This window comes from Paeniglutamicibacter sp. ZC-3 (genome assembly GCF_025847175.2).
In the GTDB taxonomy this organism is placed as follows: domain Bacteria; phylum Actinomycetota; class Actinomycetes; order Actinomycetales; family Micrococcaceae; genus Paeniglutamicibacter; species Paeniglutamicibacter sulfureus.
The window spans coordinates 54365-77835 of sequence record NZ_JAOYTG010000016.1; the positions used below are offsets into that span (position 1 = coordinate 54365).

The following is a 23471-nucleotide window of genomic DNA, read 5'->3' on the forward strand; positions in this document are numbered from 1 at the left end:
ATCGCGCGCCGGATGGGACCTGTGAGAACGATCAGTGTCTAGGCGCAGGCTTCGGGCTTCGGAGGGTTCATTTCGGCGTTGGGCGTGTAGCCGGTGCCCTCTGTGTTGGCCTGAAGCGCCTTTTCCCATTCGCCGGATTCGATCATCTTGGTGATGGCGGTGTTGATGTCGGCGCAGGTGGTGGCGTCCTTGCTCAGGCCGACACCGTACTTCTCCTCGGAGAAGGTGTTGCCCACAACCTTGAACTTGCCCTTGTTGGCCTCGGTGGCAGCAAGGCCGGCCAGGATGATGTCATCGGTGGTGACTGCGTCGATGCCACCGGTTTCCAGCAGTCCGAGGCAGTCGGCGTAGCCGCCCTGTTCAACCAGCGCCACGCCGGGGTAGGAGTCGGAGACCTTCTGTGCAGAAGTCGAACCCGTCACCGAGCAAAGCTTCTTGCCGGTCAAGGTCTCCGGGCCGGTGATGGAGGAGTCGTCCTGGCGGACCAATAGGTCCTGGCCGGCGACGAAGTAGGGGCCGGCGAAGGCCACGCGCTCCTTGCGGGTGTCGGTGATCGAGTAGGTCGCGAAGATCATGTCGAGCTGCTTGGTTTCCAGCAGGGTTTCGCGGTTTGCAGACGGGGCGGAGACCCATTCGATCTTGTCTTCCGCGAAGCCAAGTTCATTGGCAACGTACTTGGCGACATCGACGTCGAAACCTGTGTAGGCCTCGCCGTCCTTGAAGCCGAGACCTGGCTGGTCGAACTTGATGCCGATCTTGATAGTGTCACCATCGGCGGTTTCGCCGCCGGATCCGCCACAACCGGTCAGGGCCAGGGCCCCGGCTGCTGCCATGGCTGCTACTGCTGAAATGCGAGACTTACGCATCGTTTCTCCTTGTTGTGATCAAGGATGAGAGCGAGTTTCCCATCCATCGAAGTAAGAGTGTCGTTGAACGTCTTTAGTTGGTGATGAGCTTGCCGAGGAAATCCTTGGCCCGCGCACTCTCCGGATTGGTGAAGAACTTGTCGGGGGTGGATTCCTCGACGATCAGGCCATCGGCCATGAAGATCACGCGGTCGGCGGCCTTTCGGGCGAATCCCATCTCATGGGTCACCACGATCATCGTCATGCCTTCCTTGGCGAGGCCAATCATCGTGTCAAGGACTTCGTTGATCATTTCGGGGTCCAAGGCAGACGTCGGCTCGTCAAAGAGCATGACCTTCGGACGCATGGCGAGTGCGCGGGCAATGGCCACGCGTTGCTGCTGGCCACCGGAAAGCTGTGCGGGGAGCTTGTCCTTCTGGTTGGCAACACCGACGCGTTCAAGCAGGGACATCGCGAGCTTGTCGGCATCCGACTTCTTCATCCCCTTGGCCTTGATCGGGCCCAGGGTGACATTCTCCAGAATGGTTTTGTGTGCAAAGAGATTAAATGACTGGAACACCATGCCGACGTCTGCACGCAGCTTGGCCAGCATTTTGCCTTCTTCGGGCAACACCTTGCCATCGATTTCGATGGATCCGGTATCGATGGTTTCGAGTCGATTGATGGTGCGGCATAGGGTCGACTTCCCTGAACCGGATGGGCCCAGTACGACGACGACTTCTCCCTTGCTGACTTCAAGGTTGATGTTCTGTAGAACATGGAGGTGGCCATAGTGCTTGTTTACCCCGGAGAGCCTGACGATGGGAGTCAGGTCCGGGTTAGCGCTATTCGAGTGGGAATCAGTGCTCATGACAAGAACACTATCCGAAGTGACGCGCTTCACGACCATCATTTGGCCAGTCGATGCCAAATCTTTGCCTAAAGGGGCCGTGACGCGGCCGGTCGGACCGGGAATTGCCATTACAGTGGAGGGCATGCATCGCCAGAATTCGCAATCGAAGAGCTTTGATTCCCTGCCCGATCCGGCACGCCGAAAAGGTTCGGTGGTGTTGCGTCGCTCGCAAGCCAAAACCGAGCAGTCGGATGCCTATCTTCTTGATACGCGCGAGGATCAGGATTTCACCCACTCCGATCCGTGGCGAGTTTTGCGCATCCAGAGTGAATTCGTTGAAGGATTCGGCGCCCTTGCCGGTTTGGGGCCGGCGATCAGCGTCTTCGGCTCCGCCCGCACTCCGCGTGGGTCGGAGCGCTACAACCAAGCCGAGAAAATCGGCGAGCTCATTGCGGCCGCCGGGGTGGCAGTGATAACCGGTGGCGGCCCCGGGGCCATGGAGGCAGCAAACAAGGGTGCGGTTGCCGCCGGCGGCATTTCGGTCGGCCTGGGTATTGAGCTGCCCTTCGAAACCGGACTCAACGAGTGGGTCGACCTCGGAATCAACTTCCGCTACTTCTTCGCAAGAAAAACAATGTTCGTCAAGTACTCACAAGGGTTCATCGTCTTGCCTGGCGGTTATGGAACATTGGATGAACTCTTTGAGGCGCTGACCTTGGTGCAAACCGAAAAGGTGACCGGATTCCCGATTGTTTTGGTCGGCATCGCATATTGGAGCCCGCTTTTGGAATGGCTGCGAAACACCGTTGCGGTGGAAGGCGCTATTTCCGTTTCAGACCTTGACTTGGTTCACATCACCGACGACGTCGAAGAAGCTGTGGATATTGTTGTTAATTCGGCCAGGCCCAATGGCTTTGTCGCAGGGGACTAAGACCCGACGGCCGATCGCAAACTACTGAGGAGCGCAAGTTGGTTTACATGCTGCTGGTGGTCGCCATCGTCATACTCGGTGCCGCAGTGTTGCTTGGTGTTGGAGTCCGGCGGACCCGCGCGGGCCAGGACGGGCGACGGTTTGAGCCGTTCAACGTCCCGATCCAAGGGCTGGTCGAGCCGGTGGCCAGTCTGCCGCCGGTGCTTCTTCCCGAGCGGCCGAGCGCCGAGGATGTCGAGAACGTGAGCTTTTCGCTGGGGCTCCGCGGATATCGATGCGACCAGGTTGATGAGGTCCTCGATGTCCTTTCGGCCGAGATTTCTCGGTTGCATGAGGTCATCGCGGCACACGGAAAAGGGCTTGTGATTAGCAACACGAGCCATTCTTCGGAATAATGGAAGGTAGCAAGTTGAAAGCGGATCAAGAATTTCCGGGTTCGCCGATTAACTCACCACCGGGTGAAGGCCCAAAAAAATCCTTTACCTCAAATGAAAGGGAACAGCGCTAATGGCTGCGATGAAACCACGTACCGGGGATGGTCCGATGGAGGTCACGAAGGAAGGCCGTAGCCTGATCATGCGCGTACCGATTGACGGTGGCGGACGTCTGGTTGTTGAGCTCAATGCCGACGAGGCCGCCGAGCTGCGCGATTGCTTGGTAGGTGCCACCGAGTAGGACTTGGTGTCGGAATGCTGCGGGGCGGGGACTTGGCCGATACGGCCAGTGCCCGCCCCTTGGTGTGTCGGGCTGCGGTCGAAACCAAGGGGCGGGACTCCCTGTGGCACTTCGCGGGCTCCCGTGGTGCGGGGTGCTCGCTAGCCGATGCGGGCGGCGAGCTGGAGGCCGAGCCCGGTGGGAACCAGAGAGCTGACAAAGCGCTCATCCTCACGCAGTACGCGGGTCGCATTGCGCGTGGCCACGGTGCTGGGCTGGCGCACGGCCGGCTTGGGAACGCGATGCTGGTCGAAGGCGTCGTGCACGATGACCAGGCCGCCGACCTTGACCAAGCGGATGCCCTGGTTGACGTACTCCATGAGGTGCGTCTTGTCCGCATCGATGAACACCAGGTCGTAGGCACCGTCGGTGAGGCGGGGCAGCACTGCCTGCGCACGGCCCGAAATGGCGCGGGTGCGTGACCCGTCGACCCCCGCTTCGTGGAAGGCGGCGCGGGCGGCGGCCAGATGGTCGACATCGATGTCAATCGTCGTCAGCGCGGAATGCTTCCCCGCCCCGCGCAGCAGGCTGGTGCCCGAGACCCCGACGCCGGTGCCGATTTCCACCATGTTCCTGGCGCCGGAGATGGCGGCCAGGACGGAGAGGAAATTGGCCGTGGCCGCTCCCACGGACTCAACACCCAGCTCGCGGCCGCGCTCGCGGGCCCGCTCCAGCACCGCATCTTCCTGGGTCTGGGCCTGCGCGTATGTCCAGCTACTAAAGATGTCCAGGTTCATGGTTGTGCGGCAAATCCTTCGAGTGGTGCGTTGCGGGCTGGTGGCCTTGCCCCGACCCGGAGGCGACAGTGGCAATGGACGGCATCCCAGCTGACACCGCCAGCCCCCATCCTATCCTTGTACCGCGCCCTGTCAGGGGTGAAACCGAAACATTGAAGCGGCACAGGTTGCTTTCAGCTTCCGCTCAGGAGCCTGCGCGAGACTTGTGGACGTGAACGCATCGAATTTCTCCTTGGCCAGCGACGTACGCTCCCTCGACGAGCCTGCCGAACTCGAAGTGCCGACGTGGGATGAAATCGTCAAGGACCACTCGCCGCGCGTCTACCGCCTGGCATACCGCCTGACGGGCAACCGGCAGGACGCAGAGGACCTGGCGCAGGAAACCTTCGTGAGGGTCTTCCGCTCGCTGCACACCTTCACCCCGGGAACCATCGGGGGCTGGCTGCACCGCATCACCACGAACTTGTTCCTGGACCAGGCGCGGCGCAAGTCCCGCATCCGCTTTGACGGGCTTGCCGAGGACGCCGAGGCCAAGATCCCCGGGACCGCACCCGGACCGGAACGCAGCTTTGAATACAACAACCTGGATATCGACGTCCAGGCCGCACTCGACGGGCTGAGTCCCGAATTCCGGGCGGCAGTGGTCCTGTGCGACCTCGAGGGTCTGTCCTACGAAGAAGTCTCCGAGGCGCTGAACGTCAAGCTCGGCACCGTTCGCTCCCGTATCCACCGTGGCCGTGGGATGCTGCGCGAAAAACTGGCGCACCGCAATCCGGCCACCAGGCCCGCAGCCACCAGGGCCTTGCCCAAGATCCGGCGGACGATCCCGGGAGTGCGCTAGGGCATGCATCGGTATGAACGCTGGATGGGCGACTACGTGGACGGCCGGCTGAACGGTCGTCGCGCCAAGGCCCTGGAGAAGCACGTCCCGGGTTGCGCCGCGTGCTCGGCTGCGTTGAACAACTGGCAGCGCGGTCCTGTTTCCGCGCCGAAGTCCGCCGAAAGTCCCGCCGTGCCGCTGAACGCCCAGACCCTGCTCGGTGCCCACTACGCGCTGCCCCACGAGCGCGGTGCGCGAGGTTCCCGGACGAACGGATTCGTGCCCATGGCGGTGTTGTTGCTGGTCTTCGCCCTGGTGGGCGCGATCGCGGCGATGTCCTGGGTCCTGGGTGCACAGGCCGCGCAGGGTGCCTCCAAGGGCGATCCGGCGGAGTCCTGGAACGCCTCGGCCCGCACCCTGGATACGGATACCATCACCCAATTGCGCCAGGCCGGTTGGACCTGCCCGGTCATTGAAGCTGCGGGGTTCACCCTTACCTCCGCCAGCGGGGTGCTGGTGGGCGGCGAGGCGACGGTGACGCTGGTGCTCAGCGACGAGGAACACACCGTGGAGCTGGCCGAGACGCGCACCCTGGCCAGTGCCGTGAAGGCGCCGCTGCAGACCACGAAGGCCGCTTCGGCCAGCACCGATCCGACCTCCGGCATGCTGACCGAGCTGGGCCGCCGCCTGGGTGCCAAGGCGGCTGCCGCCGTCACGTATGCTGGGGGAACCGCCACACTGAACATGGAAGACGTCAGATACGAAGTCTCCTCCGACATGTCCAAGGCCGACGTGGAACAGGTCCTGCAGCGGCTGGTGGTCGGTGAACATACGCGCATCGTGTCGCTGGATCCCTCCACCGAGAAATTATCGCAACGCCTGCTGCGGGGCTTCTCCCGCCTCATGGTTTTGGACTTCAAATAGGCAATGGCCTCATCGCAGCTCGAAAGCAGGTAGTCTACAAGGGTGTTTTTGGGAATCAATGGCAGTGAACTGCTGGTGCTTGCGGTGCTCGCGGTGGTTATTCTGGGACCCGAGAAACTGCCGGAGTATGCCGCGCAACTGGCGCGCCTGGTCAAGGAACTGCGCCGCATGGCCACCGGTGCCAAGGAGCAGTTGCGCGAGGAGGTCGGCGACGACATCGCCGACATGGACTGGCGCAAGCTTGACCCGCGCCAATACGACCCGCGCAGGATCATCAAGGACGCGCTACTCGAGGACTTCGAGGACGCGGTGTCTGCCGTGAAGGAAACCCCGGTCGCGCGGCAACGCTCGGTGGCCACTGCGAAGGTCGCCCCGCTGGCCCCGCACGAGCCGGCGCCCTTTGACAGCGAGGCAACGTAGCCCAAGCCCGGTAGCGTAACCACGGCAGGCACTCCAGGCGGCATCCTTCGAGGGAGGCCGCCTTTTGTGTTGTCCGGGACCTGTCCGGGCCTCGAGGCCGGCAGCAGGCGTCGGGCAGGTCATGCGTTCCGCCTCAGTGCTGAGTGGTCGGCTGCGGCTGCCAAGGGCCGGTCGTGGGGACCGGGGCTCCTAGCGCGGGGTGACGCCCAGCTTCAGTCCTGCCAGGCCGCGTGGGCGGTGCGTGAGGCCGCGGGCCATCTCGATGATCTGTGCGGCGGCGGGGGAGTCCGGGTGGGAAAGCACCAGTGGCACACCGGTATCGCCCCCGACGCGCAGCAGCGGGTCAAGTGCGACTTGCCCCAGCAGCGGGACCTCGGTGTCCAGCACCAGCGACAGGCGCTGCGCGAGTTCCGCCCCGCCGCCGGAACCGAAGATCTCCAGAAGCGACCCGTCGGGCAGCACCATGGCGCTCATGTTCTCGATGACGCCCACGACCTTCTGTCCGGTCTGGACGGCGATCGACCCGGCGCGCTCGGCGACCTGGGCCGCCGCCGCCTGCGGGGTGGTGACCACCACCAACTCGGAACCGGGCAGAAGCTGGGAGACGGAGATGGCGATGTCCCCGGTGCCCGGGGGCAGGTCCAATAGCAGCACGTCCAGGTCCCCGAAGTGCACATCGGTCAGGAATTGCTCCAGCGCGCGGTGCAGCATCGGGCCGCGCCAGATCACCGGCTTGTTGTCGTCGATGAACATGCCGATGGAAATGACCTTCACCCCGTGGGCCACCGGCGGCAGGATCATCTCATCCACGCGGGTCGGCTTGGCCCCGGGGATGCCCAGCAGCCCGGGGATGGAAAAGCCGTGCACGTCGGCGTCGATGAGCCCGACGCGCAGCCCGTCGGCGGCCATGGCGCAGGCCAGGTTGGCGGTCAGCGAGGACTTGCCGACCCCGCCCTTGCCGCTGGCGATCGCGATCACGCGGGTCAGCGAGGCCGGGTCCGAGAACGGGACGGAGCGGCTTTTGAGCGACTCGCGCAGGGCCGCGCGCTGCTCGGGGCTCATGACCCCGAGGGCGACCTCGACGCGGCCGACGCCGGGCACCGCGGACAGGGCGGCCGCGACGTCGTTTTCAATGGTGGAGCGCATCGGGCAGCCGGCGATGGTCAGCAGCACCGTGACCCGTGCGGTGCCCTCGGACAGGATGGCGGATTCGACCATGCCGAGCTCGGTGATGGGCCGGCGCAGTTCGGGGTCCTGGACGGCGGAGAGTGCTTCAAGGAGCCGGGGCTCGAGGGTCATGGCGTGTCGTTCCTCCGGGGGCGCGACCGGCGGCCAGGTGCCCGCGGGGGCACCTGCGGGATGAGGCCGGTGTTGGTCGAGCTGCGGTCGCGCCGCTTGGTGGTCTTGGCGCGGAGGTTCAGTTCCTCGCCGTCGGTGGTTTCCAGCAGGTCCTCGAGGGCCGAGCGCAATTCGGAGCGAACGTAGTCGCGGGTTGCCACGTCGCGCAGGGCGATGCGCAGGGCGGCGAGTTCCCGGGTGAGGTACTCGGTGTCTGAGAGGTTGCGTTCGGCCCGCCCGCGGTCCTCGGTCAGCGATACCCGGTCGCGGTCGTCCTGCCGGTTCTGCGCCAGCAGCAGCAGCGGGGCGGCGTAGGAGGCCTGCAGCGAGAGCATCAGCGTGAGCGCCGTGAAGCCCAGTGCCGCGGAGTCGAAGCGCCAGCCCTCCGGTGCCAGCGTGTTCCAGATCAGCCAGAACACGCAGAAGATGGTCATGTAGAACAGGAACTGCGGGGTGCCCATGAAGCGCGCGAATTTCTCGGTGCTGGACCCAAACCTGTCGGGGTTGGGGGCAAAGCGCGGGAAGAAGCGGTTGCGGGCGGACATGGGGGTGTCGAGGCCTGTCGAGGCCTGGCGCTTCTCAGCCATGGGAACCTCCGTTCAGGGGTGGTAGGTCGGTGCCGATGGACGGTGCCGGGGCATCGGGTGCGGCGTCGTCGGGATGGTCGTCGTGGGTGCGCCAGTCATCGGGCAGCAGGTGGTCAAGCACGTCATCGACGGTCACCGCGCCGACCAGGCGCCCGTCGTCGTTCACCACGGCCAGCGAGGTGAGGTTGTAGCTGGCCAGGGTGCGGGCGACGTCGGCGACCCCCGCCTGGTCGTCGATGGGTTCGACGTCGGAGTCCAGGATATTGCCCAGGGACTCCGGCGGCGGGGTGCGCAGCAGCGCCTGGATGTGCACGGCGCCCAGATAGCGGCCGGTGGGCGTCTCCAGCGGGGGCCGGGTGACGAAGACGGTGGAGGCCAGGGCGGGGCTTAGCTCCTCGCGGCGCACCGAGGCCAGGGCCTCGGCGACGGTGGCCTCGGGGGAGAGGATCACCGGGACCGGGGTCATCATCGACCCGGCGGTGCCCTCGGCGTACTCGAGCAGGCGGCGCACGTCGCGCGCCTCCTCGGGCTCCATCAATTCCAGCAGTGCGTGCTTGGTGTCCTCGGAGAGCTCGCCCAACAGGTCGGCGGCGTCGTCGGGGTCCATTTCCTCCAGCACGTCTGCGGCGCGTTCCATGTCCAGGGCGGAAATGATCTGCACCTGTTCGTCGTCCGGCATCTCCTGCAGCACGTCGGCCAGCCGCTCGTCCTGGAGTTCGGAGGCGACCTCTACGCGGCGCTTTTGGTTCATCTCGTGCAGCGCGTCGGCGAAGTCGGCGGGCTTCATCTCGTCGTGGGCCGCGACATAGGTGCTGGCTGCCTGCGGTTCGTGCAGCGCGGTGTGCACGATCGCGTCCCAGGGCACCAGCAGCCGCTCGCCGCGCGCCCGGCGCAGGCCCAGCAGACCGCCGGCGGGGTCTCCGCGGCGCACGTAGTAGTCGGAGATGATCCAGTCGCCGTTGCGTTCCCGGGCCAGGCCGATGTCCTCGACCACCGCGTTGCCGGAGCCGTCGGCGAACACCACGCGCCTGTCGAAGAGCTCCGCAGCCACCAGGATCTCCGCGCCGCGCTGCTGGAAGCGGCGCATGTTCACCAGGCCGGAACAGATGATCTGCCCCGACTCCATGGCCTGGATGCGGGTCATGGGCACGAAGACGCGTCGTTTGCCGGGCACCTCGACGACCACGCCGACGCACTGGGCGGGCTTGGTGGCCAGGCGGGAAACGACCACGACGTCGCGCAACCGGCCCAGGCGGTCGCCCAGCGGGTCGAAGACGTCCAGGCCCAGCAGGCGTGCGATGAAGACCTTCGTAGAATTGCTGCTCACGCTCTCTAGGCTACTGCCTGACGTGCACCCTTTGGCGGTTTGGTGCATGTGTTGAGCGCGACGTGGTGAAAGCGCGGTTGTGGGCGGCATCGCTTTCACCTTCAGCGATCAAGCCAGGTGTTCGGGTGCGGCAGCATGCACAATGGATATATGTCATCCCCACTTGGTGCATCCCCGTCCAACCCGAACCTGCCCGGCTTGCCGCGCGGCGAGCTCTTGGGCCGCTACAGCACGTACCTGGATGCGCAGAAGGTGGTTGACTACCTGGCCGACCACGACTTCCCCGTCGCCAACCTCACCATCGTGGGCAATGACCTCAAGTCGGTGGAGCGGGTCACCGCGAAGCTCAGCTACCCGAAGGTTGCCGCCGCCGGCGCCGCCCAGGGCGCGATGTTCGGCGTCTTCGTGGGGCTGGTGCTGACGATCTTCAGCCCGGGGTCCAACGCGCTGGCGCAGATCCTGTCCTCGGTGGGCATCGGCATGGCCATCTGGATGCTGGTGGGCGTGGTGAGCTACTCGTTCCGGCGCGGCAAGCGCGACTTCGCCTCGCAGTCCCAGGTGCTGGCCACCAGCTACGACGTGGTGGTGGCTTTCTCGCACGCACATGCTGCCCGTGCCATGGCGGCCAACCTGCCCATGAGTCGCATGGCGGCGGACAACGGCGTGGGCGCACACACCCCGCCGGCGCAGCCCCAGCCCCAGCCCCAGCCCCCGGTCCAGGCCGGCGCTCCCGCGGCGCCCGCTGAGCCGGGCGCCAGCGCCCCGACCTCGGGCAGCTACTCGGACTTGCCCGACGGGCGCCCGCAATTCGGCATCCGGATCCAGGACAACCAGCCGCCGGCTGCGGCCCCGGTGGCCGAGGCCCCGGCGGCGCCTGCAGCCGACACGCCGGCAGCCGCACCCGCTGCCGAGGAAACCGAATCGACAGATGTCACCGGGGACGCGGATCGCGAAACCGGTGCCGGGAGCGCAAGCGGGGAATCCACGCCGGAGGATGCGAAACACCCGGAACACGGCAAGCACCTCTAGCCGGCGGCCCCGCACCCGGCGGCCCCGCACCCGGCGGCCCAGGGCGGCAAGCCCGACAGGCAGGAAACGCGAAGGCGGCCTTCAATCCAACGAGGATGAGGGCCGCCTTCGCGTTATGTGCGGGTTGGCCAGATCAGCCCTTCCGGACCTGTGCCATCCATTCCTCGACCTCGGCCGGGGTGCGCGGCAGTGCCGCGGAGAGGTTCACGCAGCCGTCGGCGGTGATGAGCACATCGTCCTCGATACGCACGCCGATGCCGCGGTATTCCTCCGGCACGGCCAGGTCCTCGTTCTTGAAGTACAGGCCGGGCTCGATGGTGAAGACCATGCCCTCCTCGAGGATTCCGTCCAGGTACAGCTCGGCCTTGGCCTGTGCGCAGTCGTGCACGTCCAGGCCCAGGTGGTGGCTGGTGCCGTGGGGCATCCAGCGGCGGTGCTGCTGGCCCTCGGGGGAGAGCGCCTCCTCGAGCGTCACCGGCAGCAGGCCCCAGGCGTCGAGGTTCTGTGCCAGCACCGTCACCGCGGCGGTGTGCAGGTCGCGGAAACGGGTGCCCGGCTTAGCCACGGCGAATGCGGCATCGGCGGCGTCGAGCACCGCCTGGTAGATCTTGCGCTGCACCTCGGTGTAGCTGCCGTTGACCGGCAGGGTGCGGGTCACGTCGGCGGTGTACAGCGACTCGGCCTCGACGCCGGCATCCAGCAGCAGCAGGTCCCCGTCGTTGACGGCGCCGTTGTTGTTGATCCAGTGCAGCACCGTGGCGTTGTTTCCCGCGGCGGCGATGGTGTCGTACCCCAGGTCATTTCCCTCCTCGCGGGCACGGGCGAAGAACGCACCCTCGACCACGCGCTCGCCGCGTTCGTGGCCCATGGCGCGGTCCAGCGAGCGGACGACGTCGTGGAAGCCGTTGACCGTGGCTGCCACCGACTTCTTCATTTCCGCGATTTCCCACTCGTCCTTGACCAGACGGATCTCGCTCAGTGCCTCGGAGAGCTCGCCGTCGAGGGAGTCAGAGACTTCCAGGTCCACTCCGGTGTTGATGCGGGAGGTGTCGACGAGCGCGTCGCAGTTCATGTCCACCTCGCGCAGCAGGCGGATGCGCATGCCGCCGAATTCCACCACGCCGGCGTCCTTGGTGATGGCAACCTCGAGGCCGGTCAGGTCGGCGGTAGGCAGACCCAGACGCGCCTGCAGCAGGGGCAGGGTAGGGCGGGGTCCGATCCAGAACTCGCCGGTGCGGGCGTTGGAGTAGAACTCCTCCGAATCGCGCCCCGCCATCGGGGAGAAGTAGAGCGTGGAAACGTGGTTCGAGCCGTTGTCGCCCGCGCCCGTCTCGGTGGGTTCCAGCACCAGGACGGCTTCCGGCTCGTGGTCAAGGCCCAGCCCGGTGAGGTGGGCGAAGCCTGAATGCGGACGGAAGCGGTAGTCGGTGTCATTGGACCTGACCTTGTGCGGCCCGGCGGGAATGACCAGGCGTTCGCCGGGGAACTTGGCCGAGATCGCTGCGCGGCGGGCGGCCGCATACGGCGCGACCTTATCCGCGTTCGGAAGCGTGGAGTTTTCCGGGGCCCATGATGAGGCCATGAACTTCTTGAATGCCTCGGAGTTGGGGCGCTGGGAACGGTTGTTCACGCGCTCTTCGAGGGGCTGGTCGCTGCCGGTGGTGGTGGTTGCATCAGTGCTCATTGTCCAATCGTCTCAAAGGCCGGACACTTACGCCAAGACGCCCGGAGAACAACGAGGTGCCGGTGCCGGGGACTGGTTGTGTTGCTGGCGCGAACCGCACGCTTTCGCGGTGGACGGCCGCTGCCCATCGAGGTGCCGGGCGGCATCGGGTGTTCGTTGTCGGAAGAACACCGCGGGGCACTGCCGACGCTGTCCTGCCAAGGGGCTACCCTGAAAGACATGCGGATCGACCTTCATGCTCATTCACATGTTTCCGACGGGACGGAGCACCCCGCCGAATTGGTGGCCGCGGCCAAGGCCGCAGGCCTTGACGTGCTGGCGCTGACCGACCACGACCAGACGTCCGGGTGGGCCGCGGCCGGGGAAGCCGCACTTGAAATCGGCGTGGGTTTGGTTCCTGGCATGGAGATCTCCTGCAAGACCGAGGCCGGCGTCAGCGTCCACCTGCTCTGCTACTTGCATGACCCCGCGCATGCGGGACTGATCGAGGAAATCGAAAAGGCCCGCGACGCGCGCATTACCCGTGCGCGGCGAATGGTGGAGTTGCTCGCCGAGGATTATCCGGTGGATTGGGACCTGATCGCCCGCCACTCGATCCCCGGCGGGACGATAGGCCGACCCCACATTGCCGATGCCCTGGTCACGGCCGGTGTGGTCCGCACGCGTACCGAGGCGTTCGCTGAGGTTCTGACAGCCCGCTCGCGCTACTACGTGGGACACTACGCCATGGATCCGGTGACCGCGGTCAAACTGGTGCGCGATGCAGGTGGGGTACCGGTGTTTGCGCATCCGGTTGCCTCCGCCCGCGGCCGGGTGGTGGGGGGAGAGACCTTCGAGCAGATGATCGAGGCCGGTTTGTTGGGCCTGGAAATCGAGCACCGGGACAACCCCGAAGAGGGGCGCAAATACCTGCGTGCGCTAGCGCTGGAACACGACTTGATCGTCACCGGGTCTTCGGACTACCACGGCACCGGCAAACCGAACCGACTGGGCGAAAACACCACCAGCCCCGAGATGCTGCAGCGGATTCTGGAAGCCGGGACCGGCTCCGCACCGGTCGGAATGCCCGACCTGTTCTAGCCTTCCCCATCATGCGCACCGCTGTCGTTCCGGAGGGGACGCTGGCGGTGCGCCTTTTTGATCCCCGGTGAGGGCTTTCCTGAGCTGCCGATGTGGTGGTCAGACGCGTACTTTTTCTCGTTCTGTGGTGTTGATTAGTTTTGAGCTTGGCGGACGTACAATAGCTATTCGGTAAGTGGTCATCCAGTCGCAAACACATTACGAGTTCCGCTATTAATAATTCGGTTGATGGTCGTAACGGCTCGAGTGAACGCACGGATATTGCGGAGTTGGAATCGGTCCGTAATCGTCCTCCGGGGTGGGCTTCCCCGGACACCTGCTACTATCGTTGTAGTTGCTTCACAGTTTGAAATGTTTTTGTTGAGCCTAGTTCCAACGTTTCACGAAGCAACTCGCAACCACGACGGCATGAACTTAGCCGTCATTTGGATGTAAATCGGTGTCGTGCACTGGTGAGGAACACCTCCCTGCGACCATAGTCCGATGTCCAAGTATCCGGCATGAAGTCCGGGTGGTTATGCGCGCTCAGAATGCGTCCACGCCGGATGTCTGCTCGATTCGTGTATGCGAATTCGATTAATTGTGCCTTGTAGGCCAGCGCGCAATTTAGGAATTGTTGCCGGCGGCATTCCTACGAAGAGAGGATGGATATGGATCTCGAAAACGGAGATTATCAGCTTCTCGCAGGATGGGTTGTCCTGGGGTTGTTGGTGCTGTTTTACGGGGGGACATTTGTTATGTCCCTTATGATTGGCAAAAAGAAAGAAAACGCCGACGGTTATATGACAGCCGGAAACAAAATTGGTTTCGGCGTTTCCGCGGCGAGCATGACCGCCACATGGATTTGGGCATCCTCGATGTACGCCTCCGCGACATCGGGCTATACCTATGGCATTTCCGGGCCGATTCACTACGGTCTTTGGGGAGCATTGATGATTCTATTCATCTACCCCTTCGGCCGGAGGATCCGTGCGGTAGCGCCAAAGGCACACACCCTTGCCGAGGTCATGTATGCCCGCCATGGTCGTTCCAGCCAACTCATGCTGGCCGGATCCAACATCCTCGGTAGCGTCATTTCGCTGACCTCCAACTTCATTGCCGGTGGCGCACTCATCGCGTTGCTCTCTCCCTTTAGTTTCCGCCAGGGCATCATCGCGGTGGCTGCAGGGATCCTGCTTTACACCCTGTGGTCCGGGTTCAGGGCATCGGTGCTCACCGATTTTGCCCAAGTCGTGGCGATGCTCGGTGCCGTGGTGGTCATTATTCCGGTGATCTTCTTCGCCGCCGGAGGCCCGGGTCTCTTTGAAGCAGGCGCCTCAAACCTCACGGTTCAGCAGAGCGACTTCTTCTCTTCCGATGCGTTCATGAACCAGGGTGCGCCGTACATCGCGGCCGTGTTGGCGTACGCCATCGGTAACCAGACGATCGCCCAGCGACTCTTCGCAGTTCGTGAAGACCTGATCAAGCCGACCTTCATCACGGCGACGATCGGCTACGGTGCGACCATTATCGGATTCGGCATGCTCGGTGTCATCGCCTTGTACGCAGGCATCACCCCGATTGACGGGGACACCAACAACCTTATTCCGCAGATGGCCGTTACCTACCTTGGCCCGGTCCTGTTGTGTGTTTTCTTCATCATGATCCTGGGATCGCTTTCCTCCACGGCTGATTCCGACCTGGCTGCTCTTTCGTCAATCGCAATGGCCGACATCTACGGCCAGTCCGTTGGCAAGAAGAAGGCCAATCCGAAGACGATGCTGCTGGTCGGCCGGATAACGATGATTCTGGCCACCGCAGCCGGCTTGTTCTTTGCGAGCGGGAAGATGAACATCCTTGACCTCTTGGTCTTCGTCGGCGCGCTCTGGGGTGCGCTGGTGTTCCCGGTCATTGCGAGCTTCTACTGGAAGAAGGTCACCAACATGGCCTTCACCGTCTCCTCACTGACTGCCCTAGCAGTTTTCCTGCCGGTGCGCTTCGAATGGATTTCGATGTCCGGTCTGACCGGCTACGTCGTGGACGTCGTTTCCATCGTCGGAGTTGGCGTGGTCCTGGGACTGATGAGTTTCGGATTCTTCGGGCTGAAAATTGCCCGGATCATTGGTATCGCAGCAATCGTCATCGTCTCGCCGTTTGCCTTCGGTGTCCTGCACGAATACGCCGTGCTCAGCGGCTCGCTGGTCGCCTATTCGGTCTCGACGGTTGTCTGCTACCTCATGTCGGTGCGTTCCAAGCAAGAGTTCGACTTCAGCACCATCAAGGACCGTGTCGGTGACTTCGACCCCGTCGAGACGATCACGAGCGATTCCGACCACCTAGCCACTTCGAAGTAGAGACAAGGAAAGAGGAGACTGTCATGAGTGTTTTTTGGTTGACCGTATATGTCTTGATCTGGCCCCTGGTCGTTGGCGGAACGCTATTCGTCATCGTGCGGGCGTTCTACCGGGAATGGCGCCAGGCGCGCGCTGAGGGCCGAGGCATGGTTTAGGACGGCGGGAGACGGCGTCGGCCAGAGGGCAGACTGCGTTTCCAGCTAGTTCAGGTGCGGGGAGTCTGCCAGTGACATTGGCAGACTCCATGCGCGTTTTTGAACCGCTTGAGCATTGAGGTAAAGCCCGCCCCTTCGAGATTTGGGGCCCGTTCACCAGCATCGGATTGGCAGCCGGGGGCATGCCGCCACTGGCGGAACCGCGCCTCGGCTTCCAGCCGCAGCACGGGTTCTTGGTCGATGGCGACCACTTCTGTTGCATCTAGGCACAGTTCTACGAGCACAGGATCGAGCGTTGCGCCGAGCTTCGGTGAACCGTCCCGTGGCAGATGAACCCCGAACACTGCGCCGCGGCGTGTACCTGTTGGACCTGACGGGCCACTACATCGAGTTCATCACCCACCCGTACGTCTTAGGGGAATCGGCTGTGGCGGTTGCGCCGGCGATTGCGTTAGTTCTGGGAGAAGACTCTAGTCGTCGAAAAGGGAAACGCAACCGGGGGCGCTGGATCCCTGGCTGCAGTTCTCAGCCACAAGGATCTTCTTGGTCCGCCATACGCTCATGGTGATGGGCTCGCTTGGGACGTTGGCAACTCCGGGGATCGGCGTCCACGGACCGCCCTCGGTCGAGAACTCGCCGCGGAACCGGGTGGTCAGCCCGACCCCGAAGTCGCCCGTTTCCTCGTAGACGTGGCTGGTAGCAGTCGCTTCGTCGAAGCCGCGTTCGTCGACGGGTCCCCCGGGAAAGTTCAGCGACCGGGAAGTTCCGTCGCCGTAAGCCCAAACGTAGGAAACTGGGATAGCCCGAACCCTAATTTCTTGGTCAAAAAGTGTGATGTTAAAATTCTGGGGCTTAGACTCGGCGTACATGTGAGCGTGACCATTGCGTAGGGAGAATCCTTCTGGCTGGCTAAAAATTGACGAAGCCAATATCTGTAACTCGCGGAACTGTTCTAAGGAGACTTTCGCGATGTCATCGTCGGCGCCGGGTACCTCCATTGCCGGCTCGTTCGAGCAGTATGGCGAAACGGAGATAACTTGGCCGCTACGAGGACCGTTCAATGCCCTAATGACCCGAAAAGTGCGCCAGCCACCGTCTGGACATGTAGATTCCGCAATTGCATCGCACCCGAGCGTCGTCGACATGTCGGGAGTACATTCGGAATAGTACCTAACTGAGTACTTCAACTTCGGACCGTGAGACAAAGTCTTGGATTTCGACCGATTCTCTGGACCGCGGTTGCCCGAATAGTCCTTCACTTTTGGGCACGCGATTTTGATGACGATCTGTTTTCCGCCAATCTGCTGAATTTTTTGACATTTCGCATCGGGCTTTGGCGCTACCCCTCCAGCAGTCAACGCACCTGTCGGCGGCATAGCGACACTGAACAATATCAACATGAGGAACAGCATGGTCTTTTGCATCAGGGTTCTTCTTCGATTTCTATTGACTGCACCTTCCAGCCCGCCGCATAAATAAGAAACATGGATCCGGGCAGAGGCTTCGTAGAAGCAGGAAATGAAGCATAGCGAGTTCCGTCGCTGGCGTAGACAAGCATCTCTCCTTGGCTGACGGTCAGAAGCGCCACGCCACCTTTGCCTTCGATTACAGCCCTGGTGACAACCGGACCGAAGTCCGCACCAGAGATCCATGATCCGGCAATCTTGTTTCCGTCCGCAGTATCGATGAATTGCTCGAAACATGCAGCACATCCTGAATCGGTTACCGCGCGCACGGGCTTTGAATCATTCGACTCGAGCGTGTATTCCAACAAATCGTAGTAATGCGCAACGAACGCTTTGAGGCCTCCAACGGACTTTTCACTTGCCAGCGCGGGCATTTCGGGTACTGGCAAATTTTTGCCTGGGCCCTCGGAACTGGCAGGAATCGGCTTGAGGGTGGGCTTGGTCGTCGGACTTGAAGGGGTCGGAGGAACAGAGCTGGAACCAGTCGCCGTGGCCGTGGAAATTGAGGAAGAGCTCGTGGGCTCGGCGGGGACGGCGTTACCCGTGCATCCCGCTGCTGCCAGCAGCAGCGCACCCGAGGAGAAAACGACGATGACTTGCTTGGTTTTCGTAAACATGCCTGAGGCCTACGATTCGGTCGGAGTCAATTAGCAGACAGCCTAGCCCGTTCGCGAGCGTTTCGGAGCGTTTTCCACAGGGTTCTATCGGCTTCGTGCCTGTTCGGGTGGCGATTGGACTAGTGACAGATGCCCCCCGGACGTCGGAAGGCAAGGGTGGTTCCGTGCGCGTGACAGACGACCGAAACCGAGGTTTAATGCGTACTGGAGTGCTGACCGGCCAGGATCGCATCCGGACAGGCTGAGGAATCGAATTCAGTCGCTTTCATGACTCGCGGACAGCACTAAGCCCCGCACAACTTCGGAATTCGAGGTGTTACGGGGCTTGATGCCGTGAGAGTTTCAACGTACGGCCGATTGGCGCTGAACCGAGCAGCAGGACGGCCTGGATAGGTTAGTCCTCCAGGACCTGAAGCAGCGTGGCCTTCGGGATGCGTTTGCTCATCACGGAGATCGACTGGGGGTTTTCGTCCACGCAGACGAAGCGGCGGCCCAGTGCCTGCGCGACGGAACCGGTCGTGCCGGAGCCCGCGAAGAAGTCCAGGACCCAGTCACCCTCGCGAGAACTCGCGTTGATGATCCGGCGCAGGATGCCCTCGGGCTTCTGCGTCGGGTACCCGGTCTTTTCCTTGCCAGTCGGCGAGACGATGGTGTGCCACCAGACATCGGTGGGCAGCTTGCCGCGCTCGCGCTTTTCGGCGGTGACCAGGCCGGGGGCCATGTAGGGCTCGCGGTCGACCTCGGCGTTGTCGAAGTGGTACGTCTTCGGGTTCTTGACATACACGAGGATGTTGTCGTGCTTGGCCGGCCAGCGGGACTTGGCCCGTGCGCCGTAGTCGTAGGCCCAGATGATCTCGTTCAGAAACGACTCGCGCCCGAAGATCGAGTCGAGCATGACCTTGGCGTAGTGGACCTCGCGGTAGTCGAGGTGCACATACAGCGTGCCGTCGTCGGCCAACAGCCGCCAGGCCTCGCGCAGGCGCGGTTCCAGGAAGGACCAGTAGTCGTCGAACGCGTCGTCGTAGCTGTGCAGGTCCCCGCGCAGGGTGGAGTAGCTCCGGCCCTGGAAGCCGACGCGGTCGCCCTCGCCGGCGGCAGCACGGACCGACGTCATGACCTGGCGCTTTTGCGTCCGGCCGGTGTTGAACGGCGGATCGACGTAGATCAGGGTGAAGGACTCGTCGGGCAGGGTGGGCAGGAACGTCGCGTTTTCGGCATGGACGATCAGGTTGGGTCCCGCCGGATCCCAGGCGGGGACGGGGGATGCCGCGGCGGGCCCATCGGCGTCCGGTGAAGGATCGGCGATGGGCCCGTCGGGAATGCTGGTCAACGTCATCTAGTTGCTTGGCGTCAATCTACTCGGCGTCGGTGCGGTTCACGACTTCGCCCTCGCGGCGGCGGGTGCGGCTGCGGTTGGGGCGGGCGCGTGCCGGGCGCTCGGCCTTCGGTGCGCCCTGGTCCGAGGACTCGGCGGTGCCGGCGTTCTCGGAGGCGGAGGCCGACTCGCGGTGGCGTTCGCCCTCGCGGGCCGGGCGGTCGGAGCGGCCGCGGGAATGGCCGTGGCGTCCGCCGCGCTCCGAGCTGTTGCCGCCGCGCTCGCCGCCGCGCTCGCCTCCGCGATCCGAGCGACGTCCACCGTCGGAGGAACGCGGGGAGTTCTTCTTGCCGGTCTCGCCCAGGTCCTCGAGCTTCTCGCCGGCCAGGCCCTCAAGCTTGCGCGCGTGGCGCGGCAGACGGCCCTTGGTCCCTGCCGGGATGTGCAGGTCGGTGAAGAGGTGGGCCGAGGAGGAGTAGGTTTCCACCGGTTCGGTGACGTTCAAGCCCAGGGCCTTGTTGATCAAGCCCCAGCGCGGGACGTCTTCCCAGTCAACGAAGGTCACCGCGGTGCCCTTGTTGCCGGCGCGGCCGGTTCGTCCGACGCGGTGCAAGTAGGTCTTCTCGTCCTCCGGGCACTGCAGGTTGATCACGTGGGTGACGTCGTCGACGTCGATGCCGCGGGCTGCGACGTCGGTGGCCACCAGCACGTCGACCTTGTTGTTGCGGAAGGCGCGCAGTGCCTGCTCGCGGGCGCCCTGGCCCAGGTCCCCGTGCATGGCGCCGGCGGCGAAGCCGCGATCGATCAGTTCGTCGGTCAGCTTGGCTGCCGAGCGCTTGGTCTTGGTGAAGATGATGGTGCGTCCGCGGCCCTCGGCCTGCAGGATGCGGGCCACGACCTCGTCCTTGTCCAGCTGGTGGGCGCGGTAGACGACCTGGCGGATGTCCTTCTTGGTGATCGAGTCGTCGTCCGGGTCGGCGGCGCGGATGTGCGTCGGCTTGGTCATGTAGCGGCGGGCCATGGCGATGACCGGGCCGGGCATGGTGGCCGAGAAGAGCATGGTCTGGCGGGTCGCCGGGGTGGCGGCGAGCAGCGTCTCGACATCGGGCAGGAAGCCCAGGTCCAGCATCTCGTCGGCCTCGTCGAGGACCACAAGGCGCACGTTCTTCAGGTTCAGGTGGCGCTGGCGGTGCAGGTCGATGAGGCGCCCGGGGGTGCCCACGACGATCTCGACGCCGTTGTTCAGCTGCTCGATCTGCGGTTCGTAGGCACGGCCGCCGTAGATCGTGGCGATGCGGGCGTTGCGCTTGGTCGAGGCCTTGGCGATGTCGGTGGCGACCTGGACCGCGAGCTCGCGGGTCGGGGCGACGATCAGGGCTTGCGGGGCGCCGGGGACCGGAAGCTTGTCGTAGCCCTCGTCGGTGGGGCCGACCACGCGCTGCAGCGCGGGGATGCCGAAGCCGAAGGTCTTGCCGGTGCCGGTCTTGGCCTGGCCAATGATGTCGTGTCCGCCCAGGGCGACAGGGAGGGTCATCGACTGGATGGGGAAGGGGTGCAGGATGCCGGCGTCGGTCAGGGACTCGACGATGTCGGCGCGGACGCCAAAGTCGGCGAAGGTCAGCTGCGGGAGTTCGTGCGGGGTTTCATCCGTGGACAGGGATTCTTCGATGTCCACTGCCTCGGACGCCGAGTCGGCGGTCAGCAGGTGTTCTGTATTCGACACAGGGGGTCTCATTCGTTTAGGCGCCTGGGACCGGGGTGCTCGACGACCGTCCCCGGCAAGGCCGGGGAAATGGGGTCGGAGGTCCACCACAATCAGAGGTGCTTCCAGCGGAGCCGATCGCAGGCTTAGCTAGTGGTCAAGTGGATCTGACCACGTGGGGCGCGGAAGTCGCTGGGTAATCCCGCATGAATTCTTTTCAAGGTACGCGACCGGGCATCCTTGTATACCGTTCAAGCATATCGTGAGTCCGGTCAATTACGCGTATTGTCCCAGCCGGACGGGGCTGCAGGGGCGTCCGTGGCCCGGTGCGCCGGGGACCCGGCGCACCGGGCCACGGCGCAGTTCTCAGGGGCCGACGATCCGGAAGAGCACCTTGCGGCTGGCCATGTCCGCGTGCACCAGCTCGGCCTCGACCTGCATTCCCGCCTCCGCCGTCCCCTCAAAGCGCGCCATGACAGCGGGGTCCTTCACCTGAAGGGTGCCGCCGGTGCGGTGGTTGCCGTTGCCCGAATCCTCGGTTCCGGTGATCGTCACCGCCGCGAAGCGTTCTCCCACCCGATGGGCCAGCGAGGCGGCCTCCACGGTGTCCACGGCGGCGCGTTCGACGTTGTTGACGATGCGGTTCGAGGTGTTCATCAGGTCCGGAAGCTGGGGCAGCACCTCGCGCACTCCCGCCGGAACCTCCTGGCCGTGGACGGCGTAGGAGCAGATGAGCAGCGCGAAGCGGTCCACGAGCCGGCGCAACGGCGCGGTGGTGTGCGCATAGGGCGCGGCGATTGCTGCCTGGACAATGTCCTCGGGCACCTCGCCGTCCAGCACGGTGTAGGTGGCACCGCGGAACAGGCTCGTGGCCTGGTGCATGAGGGCCAGCTGGCGCGGGTCGGCCAGGTCCAGGGAGCGCAGGAACTCGCCATAGGGCTGCTCAGGCTCCCAGACCGTTCCGAGCGCCTTGGCCTGGAGCCGGAAGATCCTGATGTCCTTTTCCGCCGGCGGCGGCATGGTGCGCAACAGGCCCACCTTGGCCTCGAGCATGATGCGGGCGGCCTCCATCCCGGTCATCAGGGAGATCTGGGCGTTCCAGTCCTCCACCGGCAGCGGGGCGTCGGCCACGATGACATAGGTGCCGTCGACGCATTCGACCTCCTGGGAGGGGATGCGCAGCGACGCGCCTCCGCGGGCCCGTTCCAACTCGATGCGCTTGAGCCCGATCTCGCGCAGCAGCTGCAGCATCGCAGTGGCGGTCCCGTCGTCAAGGGCCGCCTGGACATCGACGTAGTTGAGCTTTTCGCGGCTGCGGACAATGGCCCGCTCCAGGGCGGTGTGGGTGACGGAGCCGCCGGCATCGAGGGTGAAGGCCCAGAGGTAGGCGCTGCGGTCCTGGCCCGGCAGCAGCGAACCGGCGTCCTCGCTGATGGACTCGGGGTGCAGCGAGATCCGTCGGTGCGGCAGGTAGACCGTCTGGCCGCGCAGCCGGGTCTCGGCATCGAGGCTGCCGCCGAGGGCGACGAATCCGGGCACGTCGGCGATCGCATAGTGCACCACGTAGCCGTCGCCGTTGCGGGCCAGGTGCACCGCCTGGTCCAGGTCGGTGGAGGTTGCCGGGTCGATGGTGACCAGTTCGATCTCGCGCCGGTCGATGGCCGGGCGCTCGAAGTCGGCGATGGCGCGCCGGGCCTCGGCGAGCACCTCGGGCGGGAACTCGCTGCGCAGGGCGAACTCGGTTTCCAGTGCCCGAAGGGCCTGGGCAAGTGCTGTGCTTCGTGCCTCGGGCGTGAGGGCGATAGATTGGTGGATCACATCGACAGCATAACCACCACGCCGGTGCCGGGTCGTGGTTGTGTCGCGCGTGTTGGGCCCCGAGTACGCTGATGGCATGACCAAATCACCTTTGACCTTTGGTTCGGCCGCCGCTGCGGAAGACGCGGAACTGGCCCTGCTGGGGCTGATCGCGTACCAGGAACTCACGTCCTTCGAACACCTGTCCTCCGATGCGCGCCTCTCGCCGACACTGGTGGACAGGGAAACCCTGGGCCGTTTTGCGGTGACCGAGTTCGGGCATTTCGAGATGGTGCGCGAACTCATCGCCGATCGCGGCCTGGATCCGCAGGAAGTCATCGAGCCGTTCATGGCGTCGCTGGATGAGATGCACCGGCGGACCAAGCCGGGGGACTGGTACGAGTCCCTGGCCAAGGCGTATGTGATCGACGGGGTCGCCGCCGACTTCTATGCGCTGATAGCCTCGGGCTTGGAGCCGGCGGCCCGCTCCCTGGTCGAAGAGGTCAAGACCGCGCAGGGAATCACCGACTGGCTGCGCGAGCGGCTGCAGCTGGCCATCGCGGACCATCCCGAGCGCGCCTCGCGCCTGGCCCTGTGGGGTCGGCGGCTGCTGGGGGAGGCGTTGACCCAGGCCCGGGAGATCGGCGAGACCTACGACTTCTGGGGTGCCTTGCAGGCCGAGGGCCGCAACGACCGCGGTCAGGAAATGACGGCGCTTTTTGCCCGGCTGGTGGAGAACCATTCGCGGCGCATGCGCCAACTGGGCATGACCGCCTGAGGCGTACCGGCGATCACCA

General features: G+C 64.3%; 23 protein-coding genes. 11 read left to right on the top strand and 12 right to left on the bottom strand.

Annotated elements, in window-relative coordinates; genetic code table 11:
- Positions 1 to 38: 38 nt before the first annotated feature.
- Both OIU93_RS15335 and OIU93_RS15340 read right to left on the bottom strand, forming a co-directional pair.
- Positions 39 to 866, bottom strand: a complete 828-nt coding sequence (locus OIU93_RS15335; protein WP_264270930.1) for a glutamate ABC transporter substrate-binding protein — start codon at positions 864 to 866, stop codon at positions 39 to 41.
- Between the two features lie 73 nt (positions 867 to 939).
- Positions 940 to 1716 carry an amino acid ABC transporter ATP-binding protein gene (locus OIU93_RS15340; protein WP_372342943.1) on the bottom strand — a complete coding sequence of 259 codons (777 nt, stop codon included), beginning with the start codon at positions 1714 to 1716 and terminating at the stop codon, positions 940 to 942.
- Positions 1717 to 1840: 124 nt separating this feature from the next.
- Here OIU93_RS15340 and OIU93_RS15345 point away from each other — a divergent pair, with 124 nt between their 5' ends.
- The 3 genes from OIU93_RS15345 to OIU93_RS15355 all read left to right on the top strand — a co-directional run bounded on the left by OIU93_RS15345 (position 1841) and on the right by OIU93_RS15355 (position 3304).
- Complete coding sequence (locus OIU93_RS15345; RefSeq protein WP_264270968.1) at positions 1841 to 2629, top strand: TIGR00730 family Rossman fold protein; 789 nt, start codon at positions 1841 to 1843, stop codon at positions 2627 to 2629.
- Positions 2630 to 2676: 47 nt separating this feature from the next.
- Positions 2677 to 3024: a DivIVA domain-containing protein gene (locus tag OIU93_RS15350; RefSeq protein WP_264270969.1), complete on the top strand. Its 348-nt coding sequence runs from the start codon at positions 2677 to 2679 to the stop codon at positions 3022 to 3024.
- Positions 3025 to 3136: 112 nt separating this feature from the next.
- Positions 3137 to 3304, top strand: a complete 168-nt coding sequence (locus tag OIU93_RS15355) for a DUF3117 domain-containing protein (RefSeq protein WP_264270931.1) — start codon at positions 3137 to 3139, stop codon at positions 3302 to 3304.
- A gap of 140 nt (positions 3305 to 3444) precedes the next feature.
- On the opposite strand, the gene OIU93_RS15360 is transcribed toward OIU93_RS15355, so the two are convergent.
- On the bottom strand, positions 3445 to 4080 hold the full coding sequence (locus tag OIU93_RS15360) for an O-methyltransferase (protein WP_264270932.1): 636 nt from the start codon (positions 4078 to 4080) through the stop codon (positions 3445 to 3447).
- 232 nt (positions 4081 to 4312) lie between these two features.
- Between OIU93_RS15360 and sigE the strand changes: the two genes are divergently transcribed.
- From sigE to OIU93_RS15375, 3 genes are read left to right on the top strand one after another with little or no spacing between them, the layout of a single operon-like run.
- Positions 4313 to 4921 (top strand): RNA polymerase sigma factor SigE, encoded by a 609-nt coding sequence (gene sigE, locus OIU93_RS15365; protein ID WP_264270970.1) that lies wholly within the window; start codon positions 4313 to 4315, stop codon positions 4919 to 4921.
- A 3-nt stretch (positions 4922 to 4924) separates the two neighbouring features.
- Positions 4925 to 5824 carry a zf-HC2 domain-containing protein gene (locus OIU93_RS15370; RefSeq protein WP_264270933.1) on the top strand — a complete coding sequence of 300 codons (900 nt, stop codon included), beginning with the start codon at positions 4925 to 4927 and terminating at the stop codon, positions 5822 to 5824.
- A 42-nt stretch (positions 5825 to 5866) separates the two neighbouring features.
- The gene (locus OIU93_RS15375; protein WP_264270934.1) at positions 5867 to 6244 is read left to right on the top strand and encodes a sec-independent translocase; all 378 of its coding nucleotides are present in this window, start codon (positions 5867 to 5869) and stop codon (positions 6242 to 6244) included.
- 189 nt (positions 6245 to 6433) lie between these two features.
- Here OIU93_RS15375 and OIU93_RS15380 read toward each other — a convergent pair whose 3' ends face one another.
- Genes OIU93_RS15380 through OIU93_RS15390 form a run of 3 tightly spaced genes read right to left on the bottom strand, consistent with a single transcriptional unit; the run spans position 6434 to position 9496 of the window.
- Positions 6434 to 7543: an Mrp/NBP35 family ATP-binding protein gene (locus tag OIU93_RS15380; RefSeq protein ID WP_264270935.1), complete on the bottom strand. Its 1110-nt coding sequence runs from the start codon at positions 7541 to 7543 to the stop codon at positions 6434 to 6436.
- Complete coding sequence (locus tag OIU93_RS15385; protein ID WP_264270936.1) at positions 7540 to 8169, bottom strand: DUF1003 domain-containing protein; 630 nt, start codon at positions 8167 to 8169, stop codon at positions 7540 to 7542. The genes OIU93_RS15380 and OIU93_RS15385 overlap by 4 nt, the downstream gene beginning before the upstream one ends.
- A complete protein-coding gene (locus OIU93_RS15390) occupies positions 8162 to 9496 on the bottom strand; it encodes a magnesium transporter MgtE N-terminal domain-containing protein (RefSeq protein ID WP_264270937.1) in 1335 nt (444 codons plus the stop codon). Before OIU93_RS15390 ends, OIU93_RS15385 begins: the two co-directional genes overlap by 8 nt.
- A gap of 150 nt (positions 9497 to 9646) precedes the next feature.
- Between OIU93_RS15390 and OIU93_RS15395 the strand changes: the two genes are divergently transcribed.
- Positions 9647 to 10525 carry a general stress protein gene (locus OIU93_RS15395; RefSeq protein ID WP_264270938.1) on the top strand — a complete coding sequence of 293 codons (879 nt, stop codon included), beginning with the start codon at positions 9647 to 9649 and terminating at the stop codon, positions 10523 to 10525.
- Between the two features lie 133 nt (positions 10526 to 10658).
- On the opposite strand, the gene OIU93_RS15400 is transcribed toward OIU93_RS15395, so the two are convergent.
- Positions 10659 to 12209: an aminopeptidase P family protein gene (locus tag OIU93_RS15400; protein ID WP_264270939.1), complete on the bottom strand. Its 1551-nt coding sequence runs from the start codon at positions 12207 to 12209 to the stop codon at positions 10659 to 10661.
- A 219-nt stretch (positions 12210 to 12428) separates the two neighbouring features.
- Here OIU93_RS15400 and OIU93_RS15405 point away from each other — a divergent pair, with 219 nt between their 5' ends.
- The 3 genes from OIU93_RS15405 (at position 12429) to OIU93_RS15415 (ending at position 15777) form a co-directional block, all read left to right on the top strand.
- Positions 12429 to 13289 (top strand): PHP domain-containing protein, encoded by an 861-nt coding sequence (locus OIU93_RS15405; RefSeq protein ID WP_264270940.1) that lies wholly within the window; start codon positions 12429 to 12431, stop codon positions 13287 to 13289.
- Positions 13290 to 13939: 650 nt separating this feature from the next.
- Complete coding sequence (locus OIU93_RS15410; protein ID WP_264270941.1) at positions 13940 to 15622, top strand: sodium:solute symporter family protein; 1683 nt, start codon at positions 13940 to 13942, stop codon at positions 15620 to 15622.
- Positions 15623 to 15645: 23 nt separating this feature from the next.
- A complete protein-coding gene (locus tag OIU93_RS15415; protein WP_264270942.1) occupies positions 15646 to 15777 on the top strand; it encodes a putative transporter small subunit in 132 nt (43 codons plus the stop codon).
- 470 nt (positions 15778 to 16247) lie between these two features.
- On the opposite strand, the gene OIU93_RS15420 is transcribed toward OIU93_RS15415, so the two are convergent.
- The 5 genes from OIU93_RS15420 to OIU93_RS15440 all read right to left on the bottom strand — a co-directional run bounded on the left by OIU93_RS15420 (position 16248) and on the right by OIU93_RS15440 (position 22695).
- On the bottom strand, positions 16248 to 17201 hold the full coding sequence (locus OIU93_RS15420; RefSeq protein WP_264270943.1) for a hypothetical protein: 954 nt from the start codon (positions 17199 to 17201) through the stop codon (positions 16248 to 16250).
- Entirely contained in the window at positions 17201 to 17860 is a 660-nt protein-coding gene (locus OIU93_RS15425; RefSeq protein ID WP_264270944.1) for a DUF6318 family protein, read from the bottom strand. Before OIU93_RS15425 ends, OIU93_RS15420 begins: the two co-directional genes overlap by 1 nt.
- Before the next feature lie 394 nt (positions 17861 to 18254).
- Positions 18255 to 19196, bottom strand: coding sequence for a site-specific DNA-methyltransferase (locus OIU93_RS15430; RefSeq protein ID WP_264270945.1), 942 nt, complete (start codon positions 19194 to 19196; stop codon positions 18255 to 18257).
- Positions 19197 to 19215: 19 nt separating this feature from the next.
- Positions 19216 to 20910 carry a DEAD/DEAH box helicase gene (locus OIU93_RS15435; protein WP_372342944.1) on the bottom strand — a complete coding sequence of 565 codons (1695 nt, stop codon included), beginning with the start codon at positions 20908 to 20910 and terminating at the stop codon, positions 19216 to 19218.
- Between the two features lie 333 nt (positions 20911 to 21243).
- Entirely contained in the window at positions 21244 to 22695 is a 1452-nt protein-coding gene (locus OIU93_RS15440) for a ribonuclease catalytic domain-containing protein (protein WP_264270947.1), read from the bottom strand.
- A gap of 76 nt (positions 22696 to 22771) precedes the next feature.
- Here OIU93_RS15440 and OIU93_RS15445 point away from each other — a divergent pair, with 76 nt between their 5' ends.
- Positions 22772 to 23452, top strand: coding sequence for a ferritin-like domain-containing protein (locus tag OIU93_RS15445; RefSeq protein ID WP_264270948.1), 681 nt, complete (start codon positions 22772 to 22774; stop codon positions 23450 to 23452).
- The last annotated feature ends 19 nt before the right edge of the window (positions 23453 to 23471 follow it).